Origin of the sequence: Verrucosispora sioxanthis, from assembly GCF_010560025.1 — a bacterium.
Classification (GTDB): Bacteria; Actinomycetota; Actinomycetes; order Mycobacteriales; family Micromonosporaceae; genus Micromonospora; species Micromonospora palythoicola.
In genome coordinates this window covers 183,296-202,226 of the sequence record NZ_SAIY01000012.1, presented here as the reverse complement: position 1 = coordinate 202,226, position 18,931 = coordinate 183,296, and the positions used below count along the sequence as shown (strand labels likewise).

25 protein-coding genes and 1 riboswitch are annotated in these 18,931 nt (G+C 71.3%); of the genes, 20 read left to right on the top strand and 5 right to left on the bottom strand.

Annotation, left to right across the window (positions count from 1 at the left end; genetic code table 11):
- The 3 genes from ENC19_RS27230 to ENC19_RS27220 form a co-directional block, all read left to right on the top strand.
- On the top strand, window positions 1-188 hold a 188-nt coding region (locus tag ENC19_RS27230; protein WP_208021035.1), incomplete at its 5' end, for a SelB domain-containing protein.
- 45 nt (window positions 189-233) lie between these two features.
- Entirely contained in the window at window positions 234-431 is a 198-nt protein-coding gene (locus ENC19_RS27225) for a hypothetical protein (RefSeq protein WP_093402430.1), read from the top strand.
- A 72-nt stretch (window positions 432-503) separates the two neighbouring features.
- Window positions 504-689 carry a hypothetical protein gene (locus ENC19_RS27220; RefSeq protein ID WP_164449908.1) on the top strand — a complete coding sequence of 62 codons (186 nt, stop codon included), beginning with the start codon at window positions 504-506 and terminating at the stop codon, window positions 687-689.
- A 6-nt stretch (window positions 690-695) separates the two neighbouring features.
- Here the strand turns inward: ENC19_RS27220 and ENC19_RS27215 are convergent, their stop codons facing one another.
- Entirely contained in the window at window positions 696-1,343 is a 648-nt protein-coding gene (locus ENC19_RS27215) for a hypothetical protein (RefSeq protein WP_164449907.1), read from the bottom strand.
- Between the two features lie 130 nt (window positions 1,344-1,473).
- Between ENC19_RS27215 and ENC19_RS27210 the strand changes: the two genes are divergently transcribed.
- Window positions 1,474-1,674 carry a hypothetical protein gene (locus tag ENC19_RS27210; RefSeq protein WP_164449906.1) on the top strand — a complete coding sequence of 67 codons (201 nt, stop codon included), beginning with the start codon at window positions 1,474-1,476 and terminating at the stop codon, window positions 1,672-1,674.
- Window positions 1,675-1,685: 11 nt separating this feature from the next.
- Here the strand turns inward: ENC19_RS27210 and ENC19_RS27205 are convergent, their stop codons facing one another.
- From ENC19_RS27205 to ENC19_RS27195, 3 genes are all read right to left on the bottom strand, one after another.
- On the bottom strand, window positions 1,686-2,150 hold the full coding sequence (locus tag ENC19_RS27205) for a hypothetical protein (RefSeq protein WP_164449905.1): 465 nt from the start codon (window positions 2,148-2,150) through the stop codon (window positions 1,686-1,688).
- On the bottom strand, window positions 2,147-2,362 hold the full coding sequence (locus ENC19_RS27200) for a phosphatidylethanolamine-binding protein (protein WP_164449904.1): 216 nt from the start codon (window positions 2,360-2,362) through the stop codon (window positions 2,147-2,149). Before ENC19_RS27200 ends, ENC19_RS27205 begins: the two co-directional genes overlap by 4 nt.
- Window positions 2,363-2,461: 99 nt before the next feature.
- A complete protein-coding gene (locus tag ENC19_RS27195) occupies window positions 2,462-3,379 on the bottom strand; it encodes a universal stress protein (protein WP_164449903.1) in 918 nt (305 codons plus the stop codon).
- A 443-nt stretch (window positions 3,380-3,822) separates the two neighbouring features.
- Here ENC19_RS27195 and ENC19_RS27190 point away from each other — a divergent pair, with 443 nt between their 5' ends.
- The 16 genes from ENC19_RS27190 (at window position 3,823) to gcvP (ending at window position 18,571) form a co-directional block, all read left to right on the top strand.
- The gene (locus ENC19_RS27190; protein WP_164449902.1) at window positions 3,823-5,001 is read left to right on the top strand and encodes a PP2C family protein-serine/threonine phosphatase; all 1,179 of its coding nucleotides are present in this window, start codon (window positions 3,823-3,825) and stop codon (window positions 4,999-5,001) included.
- Between the two features lie 54 nt (window positions 5,002-5,055).
- Window positions 5,056-5,508, top strand: coding sequence for a MarR family winged helix-turn-helix transcriptional regulator (locus tag ENC19_RS27185; protein ID WP_164449901.1), 453 nt, complete (start codon window positions 5,056-5,058; stop codon window positions 5,506-5,508).
- 258 nt (window positions 5,509-5,766) lie between these two features.
- Entirely contained in the window at window positions 5,767-6,384 is a 618-nt protein-coding gene (locus tag ENC19_RS27180) for a CDP-alcohol phosphatidyltransferase family protein (protein ID WP_164449900.1), read from the top strand.
- Window positions 6,385-6,445: 61 nt separating this feature from the next.
- Window positions 6,446-7,366: a DUF881 domain-containing protein gene (locus ENC19_RS27175; protein WP_164449899.1), complete on the top strand. Its 921-nt coding sequence runs from the start codon at window positions 6,446-6,448 to the stop codon at window positions 7,364-7,366.
- Window positions 7,363-7,695 carry a small basic family protein gene (locus ENC19_RS27170; RefSeq protein ID WP_093402419.1) on the top strand — a complete coding sequence of 111 codons (333 nt, stop codon included), beginning with the start codon at window positions 7,363-7,365 and terminating at the stop codon, window positions 7,693-7,695. The genes ENC19_RS27175 and ENC19_RS27170 overlap by 4 nt, the downstream gene beginning before the upstream one ends.
- A 9-nt stretch (window positions 7,696-7,704) precedes the next feature.
- Entirely contained in the window at window positions 7,705-8,631 is a 927-nt protein-coding gene (locus tag ENC19_RS27165) for a DUF881 domain-containing protein (RefSeq protein ID WP_164449898.1), read from the top strand.
- 57 nt (window positions 8,632-8,688) lie between these two features.
- Complete coding sequence (gcvH, locus tag ENC19_RS27160) at window positions 8,689-9,069, top strand: glycine cleavage system protein GcvH (RefSeq protein ID WP_164449897.1); 381 nt, start codon at window positions 8,689-8,691, stop codon at window positions 9,067-9,069.
- 219 nt (window positions 9,070-9,288) lie between these two features.
- A complete protein-coding gene (gene odhI / locus ENC19_RS27155; RefSeq protein ID WP_093402417.1) occupies window positions 9,289-9,741 on the top strand; it encodes an oxoglutarate dehydrogenase inhibitor Odhl in 453 nt (150 codons plus the stop codon).
- A gap of 50 nt (window positions 9,742-9,791) precedes the next feature.
- Window positions 9,792-10,493, top strand: coding sequence for a transcriptional regulator FtsR (ftsR, locus tag ENC19_RS27150; protein ID WP_164449896.1), 702 nt, complete (start codon window positions 9,792-9,794; stop codon window positions 10,491-10,493).
- A 173-nt stretch (window positions 10,494-10,666) separates the two neighbouring features.
- Window positions 10,667-11,131, top strand: coding sequence for a bifunctional nuclease family protein (locus tag ENC19_RS27145; RefSeq protein ID WP_164449895.1), 465 nt, complete (start codon window positions 10,667-10,669; stop codon window positions 11,129-11,131).
- Window positions 11,132-11,331: 200 nt separating this feature from the next.
- A complete protein-coding gene (locus ENC19_RS27140; protein ID WP_164449894.1) occupies window positions 11,332-11,928 on the top strand; it encodes a MerR family transcriptional regulator in 597 nt (198 codons plus the stop codon).
- A gap of 302 nt (window positions 11,929-12,230) precedes the next feature.
- On the top strand, window positions 12,231-12,629 hold the full coding sequence (locus ENC19_RS27135) for a group I truncated hemoglobin (protein ID WP_164449893.1): 399 nt from the start codon (window positions 12,231-12,233) through the stop codon (window positions 12,627-12,629).
- A 2-nt stretch (window positions 12,630-12,631) separates the two neighbouring features.
- On the top strand, window positions 12,632-13,810 hold the full coding sequence (locus tag ENC19_RS27130; protein WP_164449892.1) for a globin domain-containing protein: 1,179 nt from the start codon (window positions 12,632-12,634) through the stop codon (window positions 13,808-13,810).
- Window positions 13,807-14,529 carry a DivIVA domain-containing protein gene (locus tag ENC19_RS27125; RefSeq protein WP_281603948.1) on the top strand — a complete coding sequence of 241 codons (723 nt, stop codon included), beginning with the start codon at window positions 13,807-13,809 and terminating at the stop codon, window positions 14,527-14,529. Before ENC19_RS27130 ends, ENC19_RS27125 begins: the two co-directional genes overlap by 4 nt.
- A 109-nt stretch (window positions 14,530-14,638) precedes the next feature.
- The gene (locus ENC19_RS27120) at window positions 14,639-15,508 is read left to right on the top strand and encodes an NAD-dependent protein deacetylase (protein ID WP_164449891.1); all 870 of its coding nucleotides are present in this window, start codon (window positions 14,639-14,641) and stop codon (window positions 15,506-15,508) included.
- Window positions 15,509-15,573: 65 nt separating this feature from the next.
- Window positions 15,574-15,672, top strand: a riboswitch (glycine riboswitch).
- 76 nt (window positions 15,673-15,748) lie between these two features.
- Complete coding sequence (gene gcvP / locus ENC19_RS27115) at window positions 15,749-18,571, top strand: aminomethyl-transferring glycine dehydrogenase (RefSeq protein WP_164449890.1); 2,823 nt, start codon at window positions 15,749-15,751, stop codon at window positions 18,569-18,571.
- 99 nt (window positions 18,572-18,670) lie between these two features.
- On the opposite strand, the gene ENC19_RS27110 is transcribed toward gcvP, so the two are convergent.
- Window positions 18,671-18,871, bottom strand: a complete 201-nt coding sequence (locus ENC19_RS27110; RefSeq protein ID WP_093402410.1) for a DUF5999 family protein — start codon at window positions 18,869-18,871, stop codon at window positions 18,671-18,673.
- Window positions 18,872-18,931: the final 60 nt, after the last annotated feature.

Here is an 18,931-nt window from a genome sequence, read left to right as displayed (position 1 = left end):
TGCCGCCCGGCGCGCCGCACCAGGCGGTCCGGGTGCTGAGCGGGCTGCCGCAGCCGTTCACCCTCAGTGCCGCCCGGCAGGCGCTCGACACGACCCGCCGGGTGGCGGTGCCGTTGCTGGAGTTGCTGGACCGGCGGGGACTGACCCGGCGACTGCCGGACGACGCCCGGGTCGTGGTGGTGGATTGAGCGCATCGTCGCCCCGGACCGGGCCCGGGCACCTACGGTGACGGCATGGACCCCTCCGCGGTCTGGCGGGACCGGCAGCACCGGTGGCGGATCGAGGCGTACCGGGCGCCGGACCTGCGGTTCGCCGTCTACGCGACGAACGGCACCACCGAGTCCGCGCCGCTGTGGCTGTTCGGCATGTCGGCGTTGGCCCGGTGGCTGATGAGCCACAAGATCTCCCTCGACGATCTGGAGGTCGACTGAACGCTCCCTCCTGCGGGGGACATAATGCCGCAAAACCACCAATCGGGTCTGGTGGCGCGTACGGTGCCGACTGTGAAGGACCGAGGCATCCGGAAGTTCCTCGCGGTGCTCGCCGGCCTCGCCGTCATCTACTTCGGCACCACCGGCCGGTCGCCGGAGGAGGGGCGCGGTCTCTCCGGCGGGCTGGTGGTGCTGGCGTTGCTGGCGTCGTTGCTGGTGTGGTATCTGACCAGGCCCGGCGGTGACGCGGCGAAGTGACGGCGCTCAGCGGGTGGCGGCGGCGCGGCTGATCTGCCCGGCCGACTCCTCACCGAGGGCGACCCGGACCAGTGCCGAGGCGAGCCGACCGAAGTCGACGTCGTCGACGAGCCGGGCCAACCGGTCCGTGGTGGCCGGCAGACCGAGCCGTCGGGCCCCGGCCACCGCCCGTCGGTCGGCGTACGGGCGCAGCTCCGGCCAGACCGACTGCACCTCGCGCAGGAAGATGTCCGCCCCGGTGGGTCCGATGCCGGGGAACTCGGTGAGCAGCCGACGCAGCTGCCTCGGCTCGCCGGCCGCCTCCCGGTGCAGCCGGCGCAGGTCGCCGTGCCAGCGGTCCAGACAGAGCCGGGCGCCGGAGCCGAGCATCGTGGCGGTCCGCTCGTCGTAGCGGCGGTAGTGGCCGCGACCCAGTGCGTCGACCCGTTGCTGCCAACTGGCGGCCTCCATGGCCTGCGGGGTGCGGTAGCCGGCCGCGAAGAGTTCCCGGGCCGCCGCCACCCCGACCTGCGCCCGGATCCGGGTGCTGAGCAGCGTGACCAGCACCAGCAGCTGGTACAGCGGCGCCGGCCGGTCGGCCAGCGCGATGCCGGCCTCCTCGGCGTACGTGCGGCGGGTCAGCAGGGCCCGCGCCAGCGCCCGTTGGTCGCCCATCCTCGGGGTGTACCCACCGGCGGCACGGTTAGCCCTCGCCGGGCCGACCGTGCCGGAATGCCGCCGACGGGGGCGGGTAAGCCGCGGGTGAACGCGGCAGCGCGCCGCGTACCGGCGAAGGGAGAGCACCGTGACGAACCCGCAGCAGCAGGAACTGCGGCGCAACGCCCTCGGTGAGACCAGCCAGGACAACAAGGGCCCCGATCCGGTGGGCCATCCCCGTAACCGTGGCTCGTCGCCGGGCGACACCGGCCGTCCGGTGCCGCACGGTCAGGTGTCGCCGTACGGTCCGAGCGGTCAGCCGGTCGCCGAGGACGACAGCGACCACTAGCCGGACCGGTCCTACCTCGACGGCCGCAGCCGGTTCCAGGTGGCTGCGGCCGTCAGCCCGAAGGCGAGGTGCGGGCCGATGTCGGCGAGCCAGTCGACGCGGCGCCAGGTGCGCGGATCGGTGACGCCGAGCAGGGTCAGCGATCCGTCCGACAGGGTCATCACGCCTCCGCCGAGCAGGACGGCAGCCCGCAACAGCGGCTGTCGACGGCCCCGGGTCAGCAGGGCGAAGCCGACGGCGGCGGCGGCACCGACGGCGTAGCCCATCAGCGCACCGAGGCCGCTGCGCCGGTTGTCCGCCTGTTGCGGCGCTCCCAGGGACAGATGGGCGATGCGGGCCACCTTGCCGGCGCTGCGCTCCGGGGTCTGGCTGGCCGGCCGGGCCCGGGCCGTCATGTCCAGGTAGGTCGCGATGTTGAGCGCGGTGGTGCCGACGGCCCCGGCGATGAGGCCGTCGGTCAGGTCGTTCGCCCTCACTTCTTCGGATCTCCGGGCTCGCGGTTGCCCTTCGGTCCGTAGGCGCGGTCGCCCCGCACGACCCCGCGCCGGCCCCGGTCCTCCCGCAGGATCCGGTTCGCCGCCTCGTCGGCCTTCTGGTCCGGGGTGCGTCGGCCCGAGCCGTCGATGGCGTTGCGCAGGCGGGCACGCTGCTTGTCGTAGGCGTTGCTGCCGGGTCGAGGTCCGGGCATCACTGTCTCCTTTGTTCGGCGCCTCGTCGCCGCGGCGGCGGTGGCCGGTTCGGTCGTGGCCGTGGCGTCGGCTGGCCGCCGGTGGCGGACGCGCCCCGTCTACCCGCCTGAACCGCCGTCAACCGTGCCGGCCGGTCGGTGGGGGCCGCGTACCACCGCGACCGGACAGTGGCTGTGGTGCAGCAGTGACTGGCTCACCGAACCCAGCAGCAGCCCGGTCACCTCACCACGCCCCTGTCCACCGACCACCATCAGTTGCGCCTGGCGGGAGGCGTCGGTGAGGACCCGCGCGGCGCGACCTCGCACCGATCTGCGGGTGATCTGCACCTCGGGGTACCGCTCGGTCAGCCCGGCGATGGACTCGGCCACCGCGCGGTCCTCGTCGGCCCGCAACTCGGACTCGTCGTACACCAGCGGCTGCATGTCACCCGGGCCGGTGGACACCGGATGCCGGTATGCGTGCAGCGCGAGCACCGCGGCGCCGCGCAGCGCGGCCTCCTGGACGGCGAACTCCACGGCCCGGCGGGACAGCTCCGAACCGTCCACCCCGACCACGACCTCGCCGTCGGCGCGCGACGTGCCGCGCGCCACCAGCACCGGACAGTCGGCGTACGCGGCCAACTTCACTGCGACCGAGCCGAGCACCAGCGCCGCGAACCCACCGCCGCCGCGGTCACCGAGCACCACCATCGCCGCGGTGGGCGCCTCGGCGAGCAACACGGCCGTGGCCTCACCGTCGACGATCTCGCCGGTGACCCGGAGCCCCGGCGCGGTCGCCTCGGCCTCGTCGACGGCGGCGGCAACCAGTTGCTCCGCCTGTGCTCGCAGACCCCCGTCGGGGCCGCTCTCCGTGGCCGGACGGACGGGGGAGTGCAGCGTCGGCCAGATGAAGGCGTGCACCACCCGCAGCGGTCGGTCGCGGTGGGCGGCCGTCGTGGCGGCAAGTCGTAGCGCGGCGCGGGCGGGCTCGGAGCCATCCACGCCGACCACCACCGCCGCGCCGCTGTCCGAGGTCACCGTCGCCTCCCGTGCTCGGTCGTCATCGGGACCGGTCCCGGTCAGTATCGCCGTCCCCCGGTGGCCAGCGGGGCGATACCGCCGAGGGAGCTCAGGTCGGTACGCTTGCGGCCGGCGAAGGAGCGTCGTCGATGGTGGATCCCGACGGGTGCTGTGACCGGTCGGGATGGTCCTGCTCGACCGGGCGATCGACTACGACACCGAGGAAATCGCCGCGTGTCGGCAGGCGCTGGCGATGCGGGGCCTTCGTTCCCGACGCGTCCAGCGGGTCCGTCCGCTCCGCTGCCCGGCCGGTGGGTGCACGGCATCGTGCCGGTGACCCGCCGGCGCGGGTGGCAAAGGCGTTCCACGGCGCTGTCACCATGCGGTCGGCCGGGTGACCATGCGTGGACCCACCTCCGTATGATGCTTGCCCCAGAGCAAGTAATTTTCGGAGGATGGTCATGGCGGATGCGCCCACAGGGATCTCCCGCGCCCTGCGCGAGGCCCCGCCCGACCGCGTGGTCGAAGCCGCCGACCTGGCCATCCGGTCGGCGCTCGGTGCGTCGGGCACCGCCGTGTACATCGCCGACTACCGGATCAGCGGGTTGTGGCCGGTGCTCGACTCCCGCCAGGTCGGCGCGGGCGGCCCGGACGTCCAGGGTACGGTGCAGCGCTGCTTCAGCAGCCAGCAGCCGGTCCGGGAGTCCGGTGAGGACGGGCGGTGCCGCATCCACCTGCCGCTGACGGTGTGGGGTGAGCGGCTCGGCGTGCTCATGGTCGAGGTGGCCGGCGAACCGACGGAGACGATGGTGCGCGCGGCGGTCGACATGGCCGGGGATCTGGCCATGTCGCTGCGGGCCGCCGACCGGGAGACCGACCGCTACCGGCGGGCCCGGCGGCGGGAGCGGCTGAGCATGGCGGCGGAGTTGCAGTGGGAACTGTTGCCGGGGCGCAGTGTCAGCCACGACTCGTTCCAACTGGCGGGTCAGCTCGAACCGGCGTACACGGTGGGTGGTGACCACTTCGACTGGTCCCTGGACGAGGGTCGGCTCACCGTCACCGTGCTCAACGGCGACGGTATCGGGCTGGCCGCCGCGCTGTTGACGGCGGTGACGGTGAACGCGATGCGCAACGCCCGTCGCTCCGGTGGCGGCCTGGTGGAACAGGCCGAGCTGGCCTCCGACACGGTCTACTACCAGCATCGGGGCGATCGGCACGTGGCCACGCTGCTGCTCGAACTGGATTGTGCCAACGGACGGGTGCGGGCGGTGGACGCCGGCTCACCACATCTGGTGCGGGTGCGGGGCGGCGCGGTGTCCCGGGTCGCCCTGGAACAGCAGCTACCGCTGGGCATGTTCGGCGAGACCCGGTACGACCTCCAGGAGTTCGACCTCGACCCGGGGGACCGGTTGTTCGTCGTCTCCGACGGGGTGTGGGCGGCGGATCCGAGCGGCCGGGAGACCTACGGCGAGCGGGCGATGGCCCGGGCGATGCGGGCCACACGGTTGCAGCCACCGACCGAGGCGGTTGGTACGGTGATGCGCGAGTTGCAGAGCTTCCACGCGGACGCCGACCTGCGCGACGACGCGGTTGTCGTCTGCCTGGACTGGCGTGGCTCGGCCGGCCGGGATCAGGTGTGACCGACCCGTGGTGCGGGTCGGTGTGGGCAGCGGAACGATCGCAGGGGACATCGGGTGGAGCGACCGGAGCTCAGCGCGGCGATCGACGCGGCCGCCGAGGCGCTGGTGGGCGTGCTCGACTCGGCCGTCCACCGGCACCGGCTCGCGGTGTCGCCGACCCAGCTACGGGTGCTGTCCCTGCTCAGGGTCCGCCCGGAGACCAACGTCAACGGGCTGGCCGAGCTGCTGGACGTGGTGCCCTCATCGGCCAGTCGGCTCTGTGACCGGCTGGAGGCGATCGGGCTGGTGCGCCGCACGGTCGACCCCCGGGATCGTCGGGAGGTGCGCCTGGCCCCGACCGCCGCCGCCGAGGTGCTGCTGGAGGAGGTGCGTTGTCGCCGGCACGAGGCGGTGCGGGCCGTCCTGGAACGGATGCCGGTCCGAGGGCAGCAGGAGCTGCTAGGGGCGCTCGTGGCTTTCGGGCAGGCGGCGACGACGGCGCAGAGCGCGGCTACCCGAAGCGCCTGACCCCAGTATCCTAGGACGCCTTACGCGCGGTGACCCCGGTCACAGTAGTCGACCAGCAGCCGGCACGCCGCCTCTGGGCAGCGGAAGCACGGCGACGGCCCGCTATAGTGGCAGCGCATTCGGCCGGCCGGTGATCATCGACGATGGACGGCCGGGCAGGAATCACAGGGGGCGCCGGCAGCAGCCGGCTGGATACGCGTACGACGCCGCGCGGCGGACCAGGGCCGCGGTGCCCGAGCGCGTCGCGGAGGAGGTTCGGTGTCGGGTCGGGCGGAGCGACCGCAGGCCCGCGGCGGCGACGACCGGGTGCTTACCTGGCCGAACCTGATCAGCTTCGTCCGTCTGCTGGGTGTGCCCCTGTTCCTCTTCCTGTTCCTGGTGGCTCGCGCCGACGTCGCCGCGATCGTGGTGCTGGCCGTCGGCGGCACCAGCGACTGGGTGGACGGCTGGATCGCCCGGCGGCTGGGACAGGTCAGCCGGCTGGGTGAACTGCTCGACCCGCTCGCCGACCGGCTCTACATCCTCGCCACCCTCATCGCGTTCACCGCCCGTGAGGTTGTGCCGTGGCAGTTCACCGCCGCGCTGCTGGCGCGGGAGCTGCTGCTGCTGGGCTCGCTCGGCGTGCTGCGGCGGCACGGCTACGGGCCGCCGCCGGTGCACTACGTCGGCAAGACGGCCACCTTCCTGCTGCTGGCCGCCTTTCCGATTTTGCTGCTGGCCGCCGTGGTTCCGGCGGTCGCGGCGGCCGGTGGCGCGATCGGCTGGGCGCTGGCGTGGTGGGGTCTGGTGCTCTACTGGATCGCCGGTGTGCTGTACGTGATCCAGGCCAGGCAGTTGGTGCGGGCGGTACGCGATCGGCAGGAAACGGTGGCATGAGCGCGCGGCGGCGAGCAGACCATCAACTCAGCGCCCTGCTGTCGCACGGGGGAGGGCCGTCATGAGCGACGATCCCGGTCAGAGCCGGCGTGGGCCGAGGGGCTTCACCCCGGACTTTCTCACCGAGTTGTTCCGTAATCCCTTGGATCCGGGCTACGCCGACGCGGCGGCCCGCCTGGCGAAGACCGGCCGTGCGGCCCGGTCGGGCTGGTCGGTGGGGCCGATCGGCCTGGTGGTGGTCGTGCTGCTCGGGTTCCTGTTCGCGGTGGCCTACCGGCAGACGGTGGCCGAGGAGCCGGGTCGTGCGCAGGCCCGCTCCGGCCTGGTGGCGCAGATCAAGCAGCGGCAGGGTGAGACCGACGCGCTGTCGACCCGAGCCGAGGAGCTGCGCGAGGAGGTCAACCGGCAGCGGGAGGCGGCGTTGGGTGGTTCCCACGCGGCCCGGTTGCGGGAGCTGGAGGCGAGCACCGGCCTGGGGCGGGTGCGCGGTGACGGTGTGGTGGTGGAGTTGGCGGACGCGCCGGCTGGTCAGGACGCGCTCAGCGGCACCGACGCCGGTCCGGCGCAGGTGATCTACCTTGATCTGCAGAGCGTGGCGAACGACCTGTGGGGGGCCGGTGCCGAGGCGATCGCGATCAACGGGCAGCGGTTGACCTCGACGTCGACGATTCGTTCCGCGGGTCAGGCGATCCTTGTCGACTTCCGTCCGGTGACCGGGCCGTACGAGGTGAGCGCGATCGGACCGGACGGCATGCGCGAGCGGTACGAGGCCAGCGGGAGCGCGTTGACGATGCGCCAGGTGGCGAAGGTGACGGGGGTCTCCTTCGCGGTGCGCGACGCCGACGACCTCACGCTGCCCGCTGCTCCGGAGCCGCGGCTACGCTACGCGGAGCCCGCGGTGAGTCCGAGCGTGTCGTCGTCGGGTGCAGACGAGTCGTCCGGCTCGGGTACGTCCCCCAGTCCCTCCGGAGGTGGTCGATGATCGCGGTGCTGGCCCTGTTGGCCGGTGTGCTGCTCGGGCTGTGGCTTGATCCCACGGTGCCGGCGGCGTTGCAGCCGTACCTGCCGATCGCGGTGGTGGCCGCGTTGGACGCGGTGTTCGGTGGGGTTCGGGCGAAGCTTGACCGCATCTTCGACGACAAGCAGTTCGTGGTGTCGTTCATCTCGAACGTGCTGGTGGCCGCGCTGATCGTGTATCTGGGTGACCAGTTGGGGGTGGGTGGTCAGTTGTCCACCGGTGTGGTGGTCGTGTTGGGGGTTCGTATCTTCGGCAACGTGGCGGCGATCCGTCGGCACCTGTTCCGGGCGTAGGTTTGTGGCGTGAGTGACGAGCACACGCAGACGGGTACGGGGTGGCCGCAGCCGGCGGAGCCGGCACGGCCGGACGGCCCGGCGGGGGAGCCGGATCCGCGTCCGGAGGCGCCGGATCCGGACGAGTTGAGTCCGTTGTCGCCGCAGGGGCACCCGTCGGAGGAAGAGGAGCCGTCGGCCGCGCCGGACGGGTCGGTGTCGGCGGAGCCCGCCGAGGCGGCCGCGGTGGTGCCGCCGTGGCGGCGGTTGAGTTCCGCCGCGGTGATGATCGTGGTGTTGCTGGGGCTGCTGGGGTTCACTCTGGCGGTGCAGTTGAAGATGACGACGACGGATTCGTCGTTGGCGGCGGCGCGGCAGGAGGACCTGGTCCGGATTCTGTACGACCTGGAGGCGCGGGAGATCCGGTTGCGGCAGGACATCGCCGCGTTGGAGGAGAGCCAGCGGCAGTTGCGTTCGGGTGAGCAGGGGCGTCAGGCCGCGTTGGAGGAGGCGACCCGGCGGGCGGACGAGTTGGGCATTCTGGCGGGTACGTTGCCGGCGCGGGGTCCGGGTCTGACGGTGCGGTTCCAGGCGGGGGCGAAGCCGATCTCGGCGGTGCGGGTGCTGGACGCGGTGCAGGAGTTGCGGGGTGCCGGGGCGGAGGCGATGCAGATCTCCGGTGGTGATCGGGCGACGGTGCGGATCGTGGCGTCGACGTATTTCCTGAACGGGGAGGGCGGGTCGTTGATCGTGGACGGGCGTCCGTTGACGGGGCCGTTCACGATCACCGTGCTGGGTGACCCGGCGACGATGCGTACGGCGCTCAACATTCCTGGTGGGGTGGTCGCGTCGGTGGCCGGTGACGGCGGTAACGTGATCGTTGAGGAGCGTGAGGTTGCCGAGGTCTCGGCGCTGCACGATCCCCGCCCGCTGGAACATGCCCGTCCGGTCTCCTGAAGGTCGGCGGGGCCGGCACCGGTTGGTCCGGTGTCGCGATGGATGAGGACGCTGCTGGTGATTCCTGAGGATCTGCGTTACACCGCCGAGCACGAGTGGGTGGCTGCCGCGGACGGTGGGGCCGTTCGGGTGGGCATCACCCATTTCGCGCAGGATGCTCTTGGCGACATCGTGTATGTGCAGTTGCCGGAGGCGGGTGCGGCGGTGGCGGCCGGTGAGTCGTTGGGTGAGATCGAGTCGACCAAGAGTGTGTCGGAGCTCTACGCCCCGGTGGCCGGGACGGTGTCGGCGCGCAACGAGGCGTTGGTCGACACGCCCGAGGTGATCAACAGTGATCCGTACGGCGCGGGTTGGTTGGTGGAGATCGCGGTGTCGGATCCGGCGGCGGTGGACGCGCTGTTGAGCGCGGACGCGTATCGCGAGTTGACGGAGAGCTGAGCTTTTGTGCTGTGCGGGCGGGGCGGTGTGTGCCGCGCGTCCGGTTGCCCTGTTTTTCGGCGCTGGCTAGGCTCGCCCAGTCGACCGAGAACCCATTAGTTGAGCGTCGCGGACAGCCTTTCGGGGCACGGAGAGCCAGCCGCCGGGTGGATGAGAGCCCGGCGGCCAGACCCGCCGTCTCCCGACGCCGACCGAAACAGATTCCGTGAGGTGGTCCCCATGACTCGCCCAGGCGACGAGTTCCCCCCGCTCGACGTCACGTCGACGCTCAATCTCGGTTCGCTCGAGGAAGCGCTGGAGGGGCCGGACACCGATGTGGTGCCGAGCCGGATGTCCGGTTCGCTGCCGCCGGGGATGGCACTTCTGGTGGTCCGGCGGGGGCCGAACGCGGGTGCCCGGTTCCTGTTGGATCATGACGTGACGACCAGTGGGCGGCATCCGGACAGTGACATCTTTCTCGACGATGTGACGGTGTCGCGTCGGCACGCGGAGTTCCACCGGGATGGTGGGACGTTCACGGTGCGGGACGTGGGCAGTTTGAACGGCACGTACGTGAACCGGGAGCGGGTCGAGGCGGCGACCTTGAGCAACGGTGACGAGGTGCAGATCGGTAAGTTCCGGGTGGTGTTCATCGCCGGTCCGCGCCCGGAGGGTGAGGCCGGCCGGGGGTGAACGAGCCTGCGGCCTCCAGGCCGTCCGGGGTGGGTGGCGCCCCGCCGTTGATGAGTATCGGCGAGGTGCTGGCCCAGTTGCGGGCGGATTTTCCGGACGTGACGATTTCGAAGTTGCGGTTTCTTGAGGCTGAGGGCCTGGTGGAGCCGCAGCGTACGGCGGCGGGTTACCGGAAGTACGACTGGGACGATGTGGCGCGGTTGCGGTTCGTGCTGACCGCGCAGCGGGATCAGTATCTGCCGTTGCGGGTGATCCGTGAGCAGTTGGCGCGCTGGGACACCGACGGTGAGGTGCCGGAGGGGTCGCGTCCGGCGTTGGTGGCGGTGGGGCCTGACGGTGCGGTGCCGGGTCGTGGTGCGGCGTCGGCGGTCGAGTCGGCGCAGGTCCGGTTGGATCGTGCCGAGTTGGTGGCACGTAGTGGGCTGGACGAGTCGACGTTGGGTGAGTTGGAGCGGCTCGGCCTGGTGGTGTCGGATCCGCCGGGGTGGTATGACGGCGATGCGTTGATCATCGCGCGGGCGGTGGCTGGTCTGGCCGCGTACGGGTTCCAGCCGCGGCATCTGCGGGGTTATCGGACGGCGGCCGATCGTGAGGTCGGTTTGTTCGCGCAGTTGGTGGCGCCGTTGGTGCGGCAGAGTGATCCGGCGGCGCGGGCGCGGGCGGCGGAGACGGCGCGGGAGTTGGTGGCGTTGTCGCAGCAGTTGCATGCGGCGTTGGTGCGGGTGGGTTTGCGCTCGACGTTGGGGCGGTGAGGTGCGTGTGCGTGCTGATCGGCCGGTTCGTGAGTGGCGTAGGCTTGCGGGGGTAACCCCTCTTCTGGCGCGGGCGTGGGTGCGTGCAGCGCATGAGACGGCCGTGTCGCGGTCCGTGTACCGTGCAGGGAAGGGCGCGGTGCGGCGTAGGTGACAACGACACGGAGGCGGCGGTGCGCGAGCTGAGCGTGGTCGGGGTTCGGGTTGAGTTGCCCAGCAACCAGCCGATCGTCCTGCTCAGGGAGGTCGAGGGGGACCGCTATCTGCCGATCTGGATCGGCGCGGTCGAGGCGACGGCGATCGCTTACGAGCAGCAGGGTGTCAAGCCGCCGCGCCCGTTGACCCATGATCTTCTGCGGGATGTGTTGTCGGCGTTGAAGGCGCCGTTGCGGGCGGTGGAGATCACCGAGTTGAAGGAGAACGTGTTCTTCGCTGATCTGTTGATCGGTGATGGGGTGCGGGTCTCGGCTCGGCCGAGTGATTCGATCGCGTTGGCGTTGCGGGTGGGTGCGCCGATTCGTTGTGCCGAGCAGGTCCTCAGCGAGGCGGGGATCGTGATTCCCGACGAGCAGGAGGACGAGGTGGAGAAGTTCCGGGAGTTCCTGGATCAGGTGCGCCCGGAGGATTTCGCCGGCTGAGAGGTTCGGCCCTGCCGGTGTCGGTGGGAAGGCCGTGTGGGCGGTGACTGTCGGTTATGGTGATGGTCATCGCTGTCGATGCGCGGCGTGTCGCGACGGTTTCTCCGTGGTAACTCCTGGCGGTCGCTATAGGGTTGCCGTGTCGAGGGGTGCGCGTTCCGGAAGTGGCGTGGCACCGCACTGACGGGGAGGTTGTCCGGATGTACGAGCCGCGGGATTCCGATCAGGGTGCGGTGTCGGGTGAGCCGGGTGGGATGCCCGGGTCGGCAACTGACGGTGACGGTGCGGTGGGGTACCGGGGTGTGACGGCGTGCCACGCGGTGGGGATCAGTTACCGCCAGCTGGATTACTGGGCGCGTACGGCTCTGGTGGTGCCGAGTGTGCGGGACGCCTCGGGTTCGGGCACCCAGCGGTTGTACTCGTTTCGCGACCTGGTGGTGTTGAAGGTGGTGAAGCGGCTGCTGGACGCCGGGGTGTCGCTACAGAACATCCGCAAGGCGATCGAGGCGTTGCGGTCGCGTGGCGTGGCGGATCTGGCCGGCATCACGTTGATCTCTGATGGGACGACGGTGTACGAGTGTCGTTCGCCGGAGGAGGTGGTCGACCTGTTGCAGGGCGGCCAGGGGGTGTTCGGCATCGCGATCGGTGGCGCGTTCAAGGAGATCCAGGGTTCGTTGTCGCATCTGCCGGCGGAGCCGGCGGCGGTGTCGGTGGAGCCGGGTCCGGCTGAGGTTGCCGAGGGCGGCGCGGTGGGCGACGAGTTGGCCGCGCGGCGGGCCCGGCGGCGGGCGGGTTGAGTCGGTCCACTGTGGTGTCCCGCGGTCGCGCTGCCGCTGGTGACGTTGTCCCGTCGGTCCGGGGTGTGCACTCTCGGTGAGGGCGTTGGTGTCCCGGGGTGACGATCCTGGGTGGGTTTTGTGACTCTTCGTGTCTGGTTGTTGTCGGGAATCCGATGGGTCGGCGGTAACGGGGCGGGCGGGGCACGCTATCGTCCGACACGGTCTGTCGGCCGTCGCTGCCGTGGGGTGGTGGAGACGTCGGCGGGTTGTCGTCGCGTGCGCTGACGCCGCGCGTCCCCTCACGACGGAAGGAAACAACCGTGACGGTTACCGAAGAGACCGCTCCGGTCTCGCACTACGAGCGCATCGGCGGGGCGGCGGCGGTGAAGGCCGCTGTCGAGCTGTTCTACGACCGGGTGCTCGCCGATCCGGAGCTTGCCGGCTACTTCGCCGAGGTGGACATGGCGGGGCAGCGGCGGCACCTGGCGTTGATGCTGGCGGTGGTGCTCGGTGGTCCGAACGAGTACACCGGCCGGGACCTGGCGTCGGCGCATCAGCCGTTGAACATCCCGGTGGCGCACTACGTCAAGGTGGGTGAGCATCTGACGGCGACGTTGACGCAGCTGGGTGTGCCGGGTGACATCATCGCCGACGTGCAGGCGGTGCTGGCGCAGGTGCAGGACCAGGTGGTGGCCGGCGGGGACCAGGCGGGCGCCTGAGCGTGGACGTGCCCCGGCTCAAGCAGAGCTGGTCGCTGGTCGCCGCGCACGGCGACCAGGTGCCGCTCTACTTCTATTCGACGCTGTTCCTGGCGTATCCGGAGACCCGGCAGATGTTCCCGACCAACATGGCGGGGCAGCGGGATCGGCTGGTGACCGCGCTCGGGCACATCGTGTCCCAGGTGGACCAGGTGGACCGGTTGGTGGGTTTCCTGCAGGATCTGGGCGTCGACCACCGTAAGTTCGCGGTGCGGGCGGAGCATTACCCGGCGGTGGGTGAGGCGTTGCTGGCGACGCTGCGGCATTTCCTCGCCGACCAGTGGACCGACGAGTTGGCGCAGGACTGGACGGCGGCGTACGGGCTGGTGGCGCAGGTGATGACCGAGGCGGCGCAGGCCGCTGAGGCGACGAGTCCACCGTGGTGGGCCGCGGAGGTGGTGGGGCACGAGCGGCGGGCGTTCGACGTGGCGGTGCTGACGTTGCGTCCGCAGTATCTGTTGCCGTTCACCGCGGGTCAGTCGATCGGGGTGTCGCATCCGGCGGTGCGGTCGTGGCGGTACTACTCGCCGGCGAACGCGCCACGCGCGGACGGCACCGTCGAGTTGCATGTTCGGGCCGCGCCGGGTGGCGCGGTGTCGTCGCGGCTGGTGTACGGATGTGCCGTGGGTGACCAGGTGCATCTGGCCGCTCCGGTGGGTGATGGGTTGACGTTGCGGGCGGCCGGTTCGGCGGATCTGCTGCTGTTGGCCGGTGGTACCGGTTGGGCGCCGTTGAAGGCGTTGGTGGAGCAGGTGGCCGCGGAGGGTTCCCGGCGTCGGGTCGACGTGTACGTGGGGGCGCGTTCGCGCAGTGAGTTCTACGACGGTGACGCGTTGGACAAGTTGACCGCCTCGTATCCGTGGTTGTCGGTGACGCAGGTGGTCGGGTTGGACCTGAACCGGCCGGGGGAGTTCGTGTATCCGGTGGACCGGGCGCTGGCCGACGGTGACTGGCGGTCCCGGCATGTGTACGTGTGTGGTTCCGACGAGATGGTGTCGCACACGGTGGCGATTCTGACCCGGTCCGGCTTCCACGCCGGGCAGGTGCATCACGAGGGCCTGGGTAGGCAGTGGTACGGCCCCTCGTGGCGGACGGCGGTGGGAGGCCCCGCTGTCTCTGACGATTCCGGAGGTGCCCGGTGAGTGAGCCTCGTGGCCGCGAGTGGCGGGCCGGTGCGGTGAGTGGCGTCCCGGTCGGCAGGTACGACGGTGGGCAGGTCACCACTGGTGCGCAGGTGCGGATGACCGCCGACCGGGTGCGCCGGTGGGAGTTCGGGTCGTCGTCGTTCGGGCGGCGCGGGTACGACCAGAACGACGTGGACCGGTTCCGGGTGCAGGTGGCCGATGAGTTGGATCTGCTGTCGACGCAGGTGGCGAACCTGCGGGCGGAGAACGAGCGGCTCAACGACCATGTGGAGTTGCATCGTCACGGGGTGATTCCGAGTTCGGAGCCGGCGTCGAAGGTGCCGGCGGCCAAGGAGGTGAATCTGCTCTCGGCGGCGCAGCGGGAGGCCGAGCAGATCATCGCGCAGGCGCACGACTACGCGCGGCGGGTCGCCGAGTATGCCCGTACCCAGTACGAGAGCTATGTGCGGGCGGCGGTGGAGGAGGCCCGTCAGGAGGCGGAGCGGGCGGTGCAGGACTACCACGTGGCGGCGGGACCGACGTTCGACGACGGGGTGGCCGCGCGGGAGGCACTGCGGATCTACGGCGAGATGATGATCTCGCACATGCAGGCGGCGGCGCGGCATCTGGACGACGGCAGTGAGCAGTTGTCCCGGACCATGGAGCGCATCGGCGCGCAGCCGGCGGCCGCCGGTGCGGCGACGGCCCGGTCGTTGCCTCGGCATCAGCAGCGCTGACGCGAGCCCCGTCCGGCGGTGCCCGGCTCGCCGTGGGTGCCACCGGCGGTGGCGGTTTCACCGCCGGTGGCGTTCGTCGCTGACGGTGGTGCTGGGGCACGATGGGTGGGTGCAGGAGCTGATCGAGCCGTTGGCGGGTCTGGTGGCCGCCGGTGGGGTGGTGGTGCTCAGCGGCGCCGGGTTGTCCACCGAGTCGGGCATTCCCGACTATCGGGGGCCCAGTGGGGTCGCGCGCCGGCACACGCCGATGACGTACCAGACGTTCCTGGCCGACGCGGTGGCGCGTCGGCGGTACTGGGCGCGCAGTCACCTGGGGTGGCGGGTGATCGCCGGGGCCGAGCCCAACGACGGGCACCGGGCGGTGGCCCGCCTGCAGCGGGGTGGGCTGGTGACGGGGATCATCACGCAGAACGTCGACGGGTTGCACTCGGCGGCCGGTAGCCGTGACGTGACGGAGTTGCACGGGCGGCTCGACGAGGTGGTCTGTCTGGGGTGCCGGCGTCGTACGTCGCGGGCGGAGGTCGACGGGCGACTGCGGGCGGCCAATCCCGCGTTCGGCGCCCACGCCGTCGAGGTCAACCCGGACGGTGACGTGGATCTCGCTGACGCTCAGGTGGCGGCGTTCCGCACGGTCGACTGTTCGGCCTGCGGTGGGCTGCTCAAGCCGGACGTGGTGTTCTTCGGTGAGACGGTGCCGGCGACGCGGGTGCAGTCGTGTTTCGCCCTGGTGGAGCAGGCTCGGCTGCTGCTGGTGCTGGGGTCGTCGTTGACGGTGATGTCGGGGCGCCGGTTCGTGATCCGGGCGGCGAAGCGGAACGTGCCGGTGGTGATCGTGAACCAGGGGCCGACCCGTGGCGACGGGTACGCGTGCCTGCGGGTTCCGGCACCGTTGGGGCGGGTGTTGCCGGCGGTGGCCGACCGGCTGCTCGGCGCCGCACCGTCGACGGTGCCGGCGGTGCCGAGTCCGGTCGGCGGGTGAGCGGGGGCAGGTCAGGGGGTTCGGTGCGGGCCGTCGGGCACGCTGGTAGCGTTGATCGCGCCGGTAGCACCGACGTGGGAGAGACCGCCTGGCGATCACCGGGGCGGCGCCGAAGGGGCAAATCCTCCCCGGAACCTCTCAGGCAGAAGGACCACGTCGGGTCAGGCACTGTGGAGCGCCCGCGGGTGTGACAGAGGGGGAGGGCCGACCTGTCGACCCCCCGCCCGTGCAGGAGCGCCCATGACCGCCGAGCAGTTCGCCGACCGTCACATCGGTCCCGGTCCCGACGACGAGCGCCGCATGTTGGACACCGTCGGGTACGCCTCGATCGACGAGTTGATGGACGCGGCGATTCCCGAGGTGATCCGCTGGCACGGCCGGCTGGACCTGCCGCCGCCGGCCAGCGAACCGGACGCCCTGGCGGAGTTGCGGGCCCTGGCGGCCCGTAACACGGTCGCCGTGTCCATGATCGGGTTGGGGTATCACGGCACCCACACCCCGGCGGTGATCCGCCGTAACGTGTTGGAGAATCCGGCCTGGTACACGGCGTACACGCCGTATCAGCCGGAAATCAGCCAGGGTCGGCTGGAGGCGCTGCTGAACTTCCAGACCATGGTGTCGGATCTGACGGGCCTGGCGACGGCCAACGCGTCGATGCTCGACGAGGGCACCGCGGCGGCGGAGGCGATGACCCTGGCGCGGCGGGCGTCGAAGGCCGGCAGCCGGGTGTACGTGGTCGACGCCGATGCCCTGCCGCAGACCATCGCGGTGCTCGCCGGTCGGGCGGAGCCGCTCGGCATCGAGGTGCGGGTGCTGGACCTGGACGTCGAGCCGTTGCCGGCGGAGTTCTTCGGTCTGCACCTGCAGTACCCGGGGGCGTCCGGGGCAGTGCGCGACCACGCCCCGCTGGTGCAGGCCGCGCACGCGGCCGGTGCGCTGGTGACGGTCGCGGCGGATTTGTTGGCGTTGACGCTGCTGCGGCCGCCGGGGGAGATCGGCGCGGACATCGCCGCGGGCACCACCCAGCGGTTCGGGGTGCCGATGGGCTTCGGTGGGCCACACGCCGGCTACCTGGCGGTGCGGGCCGGGCTGGAGCGGATGTTGCCGGGCCGGCTGGTCGGGGTGTCCCGGGACGCGGCCGGCGCAGCGGCGTACCGGTTGGCGTTGCAGACCCGTGAGCAGCACATTCGGCGGGAGAAGGCGACGAGCAACATCTGCACCGCGCAGGTGCTGCTGGCGGTGATGGCCGGCATGTACGCCGTCTACCACGGTCCGGACGGGCTGCGGGAGATCGCGGCCCGTACCCACCGGATGGCGGCCCGGCTGGCCGCCGGGCTGCGTGCCGGTGGCGTCGAGGTCACCGACGTCGCGTTCTTCGACACGGTGACCGCGCGGGTGCCGGGTCGGGCCGCGCAGGTGGTCGCCGAGGCGCGGCGGCGTGGGGTGAACCTGCGGCTGGTCGACGCCGACCGGGTCGGTGTCTCCTGCGACGAGACCACGACGGTCGAGCAGGTGGCGGTGGTGTGGGCGGCGTTCGGTGTCGACGGCGTCGACGGACAGGTGCCCGAGGCGGTGCCGGCGGCGTTGGCCCGCACCAGTGACTTCCTCACCCATCCGGTGTTCCGCACCCACCGGTCGGAGACGTCGATGCTGCGGTACCTGCGGCGGCTGGCCGATTTCGACTACGCCCTGGACCGGGGCATGATCCCGTTGGGGTCGTGCACGATGAAGCTGAACGCCACCACCGAGATGGAGCCGGTGAGCTGGGCCGAGTTCGCGAACATCCACCCGTTGGCGCCGGCGGAGCAGACCGCCGGCTACCGGGAACTGGTCGGCCAGTTGGAGGAGTGGCTGGCGGAGGTGACCGGCTACGACGCGGTCAGTGTGCAGCCCAACGCCGGTTCGCAGGGTGAACTGGCGGGGCTGCTGGCGATCCGGGCGTGGCATCGCAGCCGGGGTGAGCGGCACCGCGACGTGTGTCTGATCCCGTCGTCGGCGCACGGCACCAACGCGGCCAGCGCGGTGATGGCGGGGATGCGGGTGGTCGTGGTCGGCTGCGACGCCGACGGCAACGTCGACCTGGTGGACCTGGACGCGAAGATCGACGCGCATCGGGACACCCTCGCGGCGATCATGGTGACGTATCCGTCGACGCACGGGGTGTACGAGACGGGTATCGCGCAGTTGTGCGCGAAGGTGCACGACGCCGGCGGGCAGGTGTACGTCGACGGGGCGAACCTCAACGCGCTTGTCGGGTTCGCCCGGCCCGGCCGGTTCGGGGCGGACGTGTCGCACCTGAACCTGCACAAGACGTTCTGCATTCCGCACGGCGGCGGTGGGCCGGGGGTGGGTCCGGTGGCGGTGCGGGCGCATCTGGCGCCGTTCCTGCCGGGTGATCCGGCCGGCGCCCCGGTGGACGGGCGGCCGGCGATCGCGGCGGCCCGCTACGGGTCGGCGGGGATCCTGCCGATCCCGTGGGCGTACCTGCGGATGATGGGTGCCGACGGCCTGGCGCGGGCGACCGGGGTGGCGGTGCTGGCGGCCAACTACGTGGCGGCGCGGCTGCGGGAGCATTTCCCGGTGCTGTACGCGGGCAACAAGGGCCTGGTCGCGCACGAGTGCATCCTGGATCTGCGGCCGGTGACGAAGGCGACCGGGGTGAGCGTCGACGATGTGGCCAAGCGGCTCATCGACTACGGGTTCCACGCGCCGACGATGTCGTTCCCGGTGGCGGGGACGTTGATGGTGGAGCCGACCGAGAGCGAGGACCTGGCCGAGCTGGACCGGTTCTGCGACGCGATGATCGCGATCCGGGCGGAGATCGACAAGGTGGGTTCGGGTGAGTGGCCGGCCGGGGACAACCCCCTCGCGAACGCGCCGCACACGGCGGCGATGGTCGGCGGCGACGACTGGCCGCACCCGTACCCCAGGTCGGTGGGTGCGTGGCCGGCCGGGGTGGACCGGGAGGGGAAGTACTGGCCGCCGGTGCGTCGGGTCGACGGCGGGTACGGCGACCGGAACCTGGTCTGCTCGTGCCCGTCACCGCAGGCCTACGAGAGTTGACCGGTCCGGTGCCGCGCCGACCTGGTCGTGGCGGTCCCTGACCGGGGGACTAGCCTGGGTCGGCGCGGGAAAGACGTCGTGACGGACCGTTACGGCGCCTCAGGCGGCGAGGGCGTGTCGGGCGGGGCCTCGGTGCGGTGCGATGCTGCTGCCGTCGGGCAGCAGCTCGCCGGTGTCCTCGAAGACGATGACTCCGTTGCAGAGCAGGCTCCAGCCCTGTTCACGGAAGCAGGCGATGACCCTGGCGGCTTCCCGGTCGGTGGCTTCGGCGGAGGGACAGGTGGGTTGGTGCTGGCACATCGGGTTCTCCGGACTGTGGGGGCACTGTGTCATGGTTCACATGACCAGTGACGCACAGTA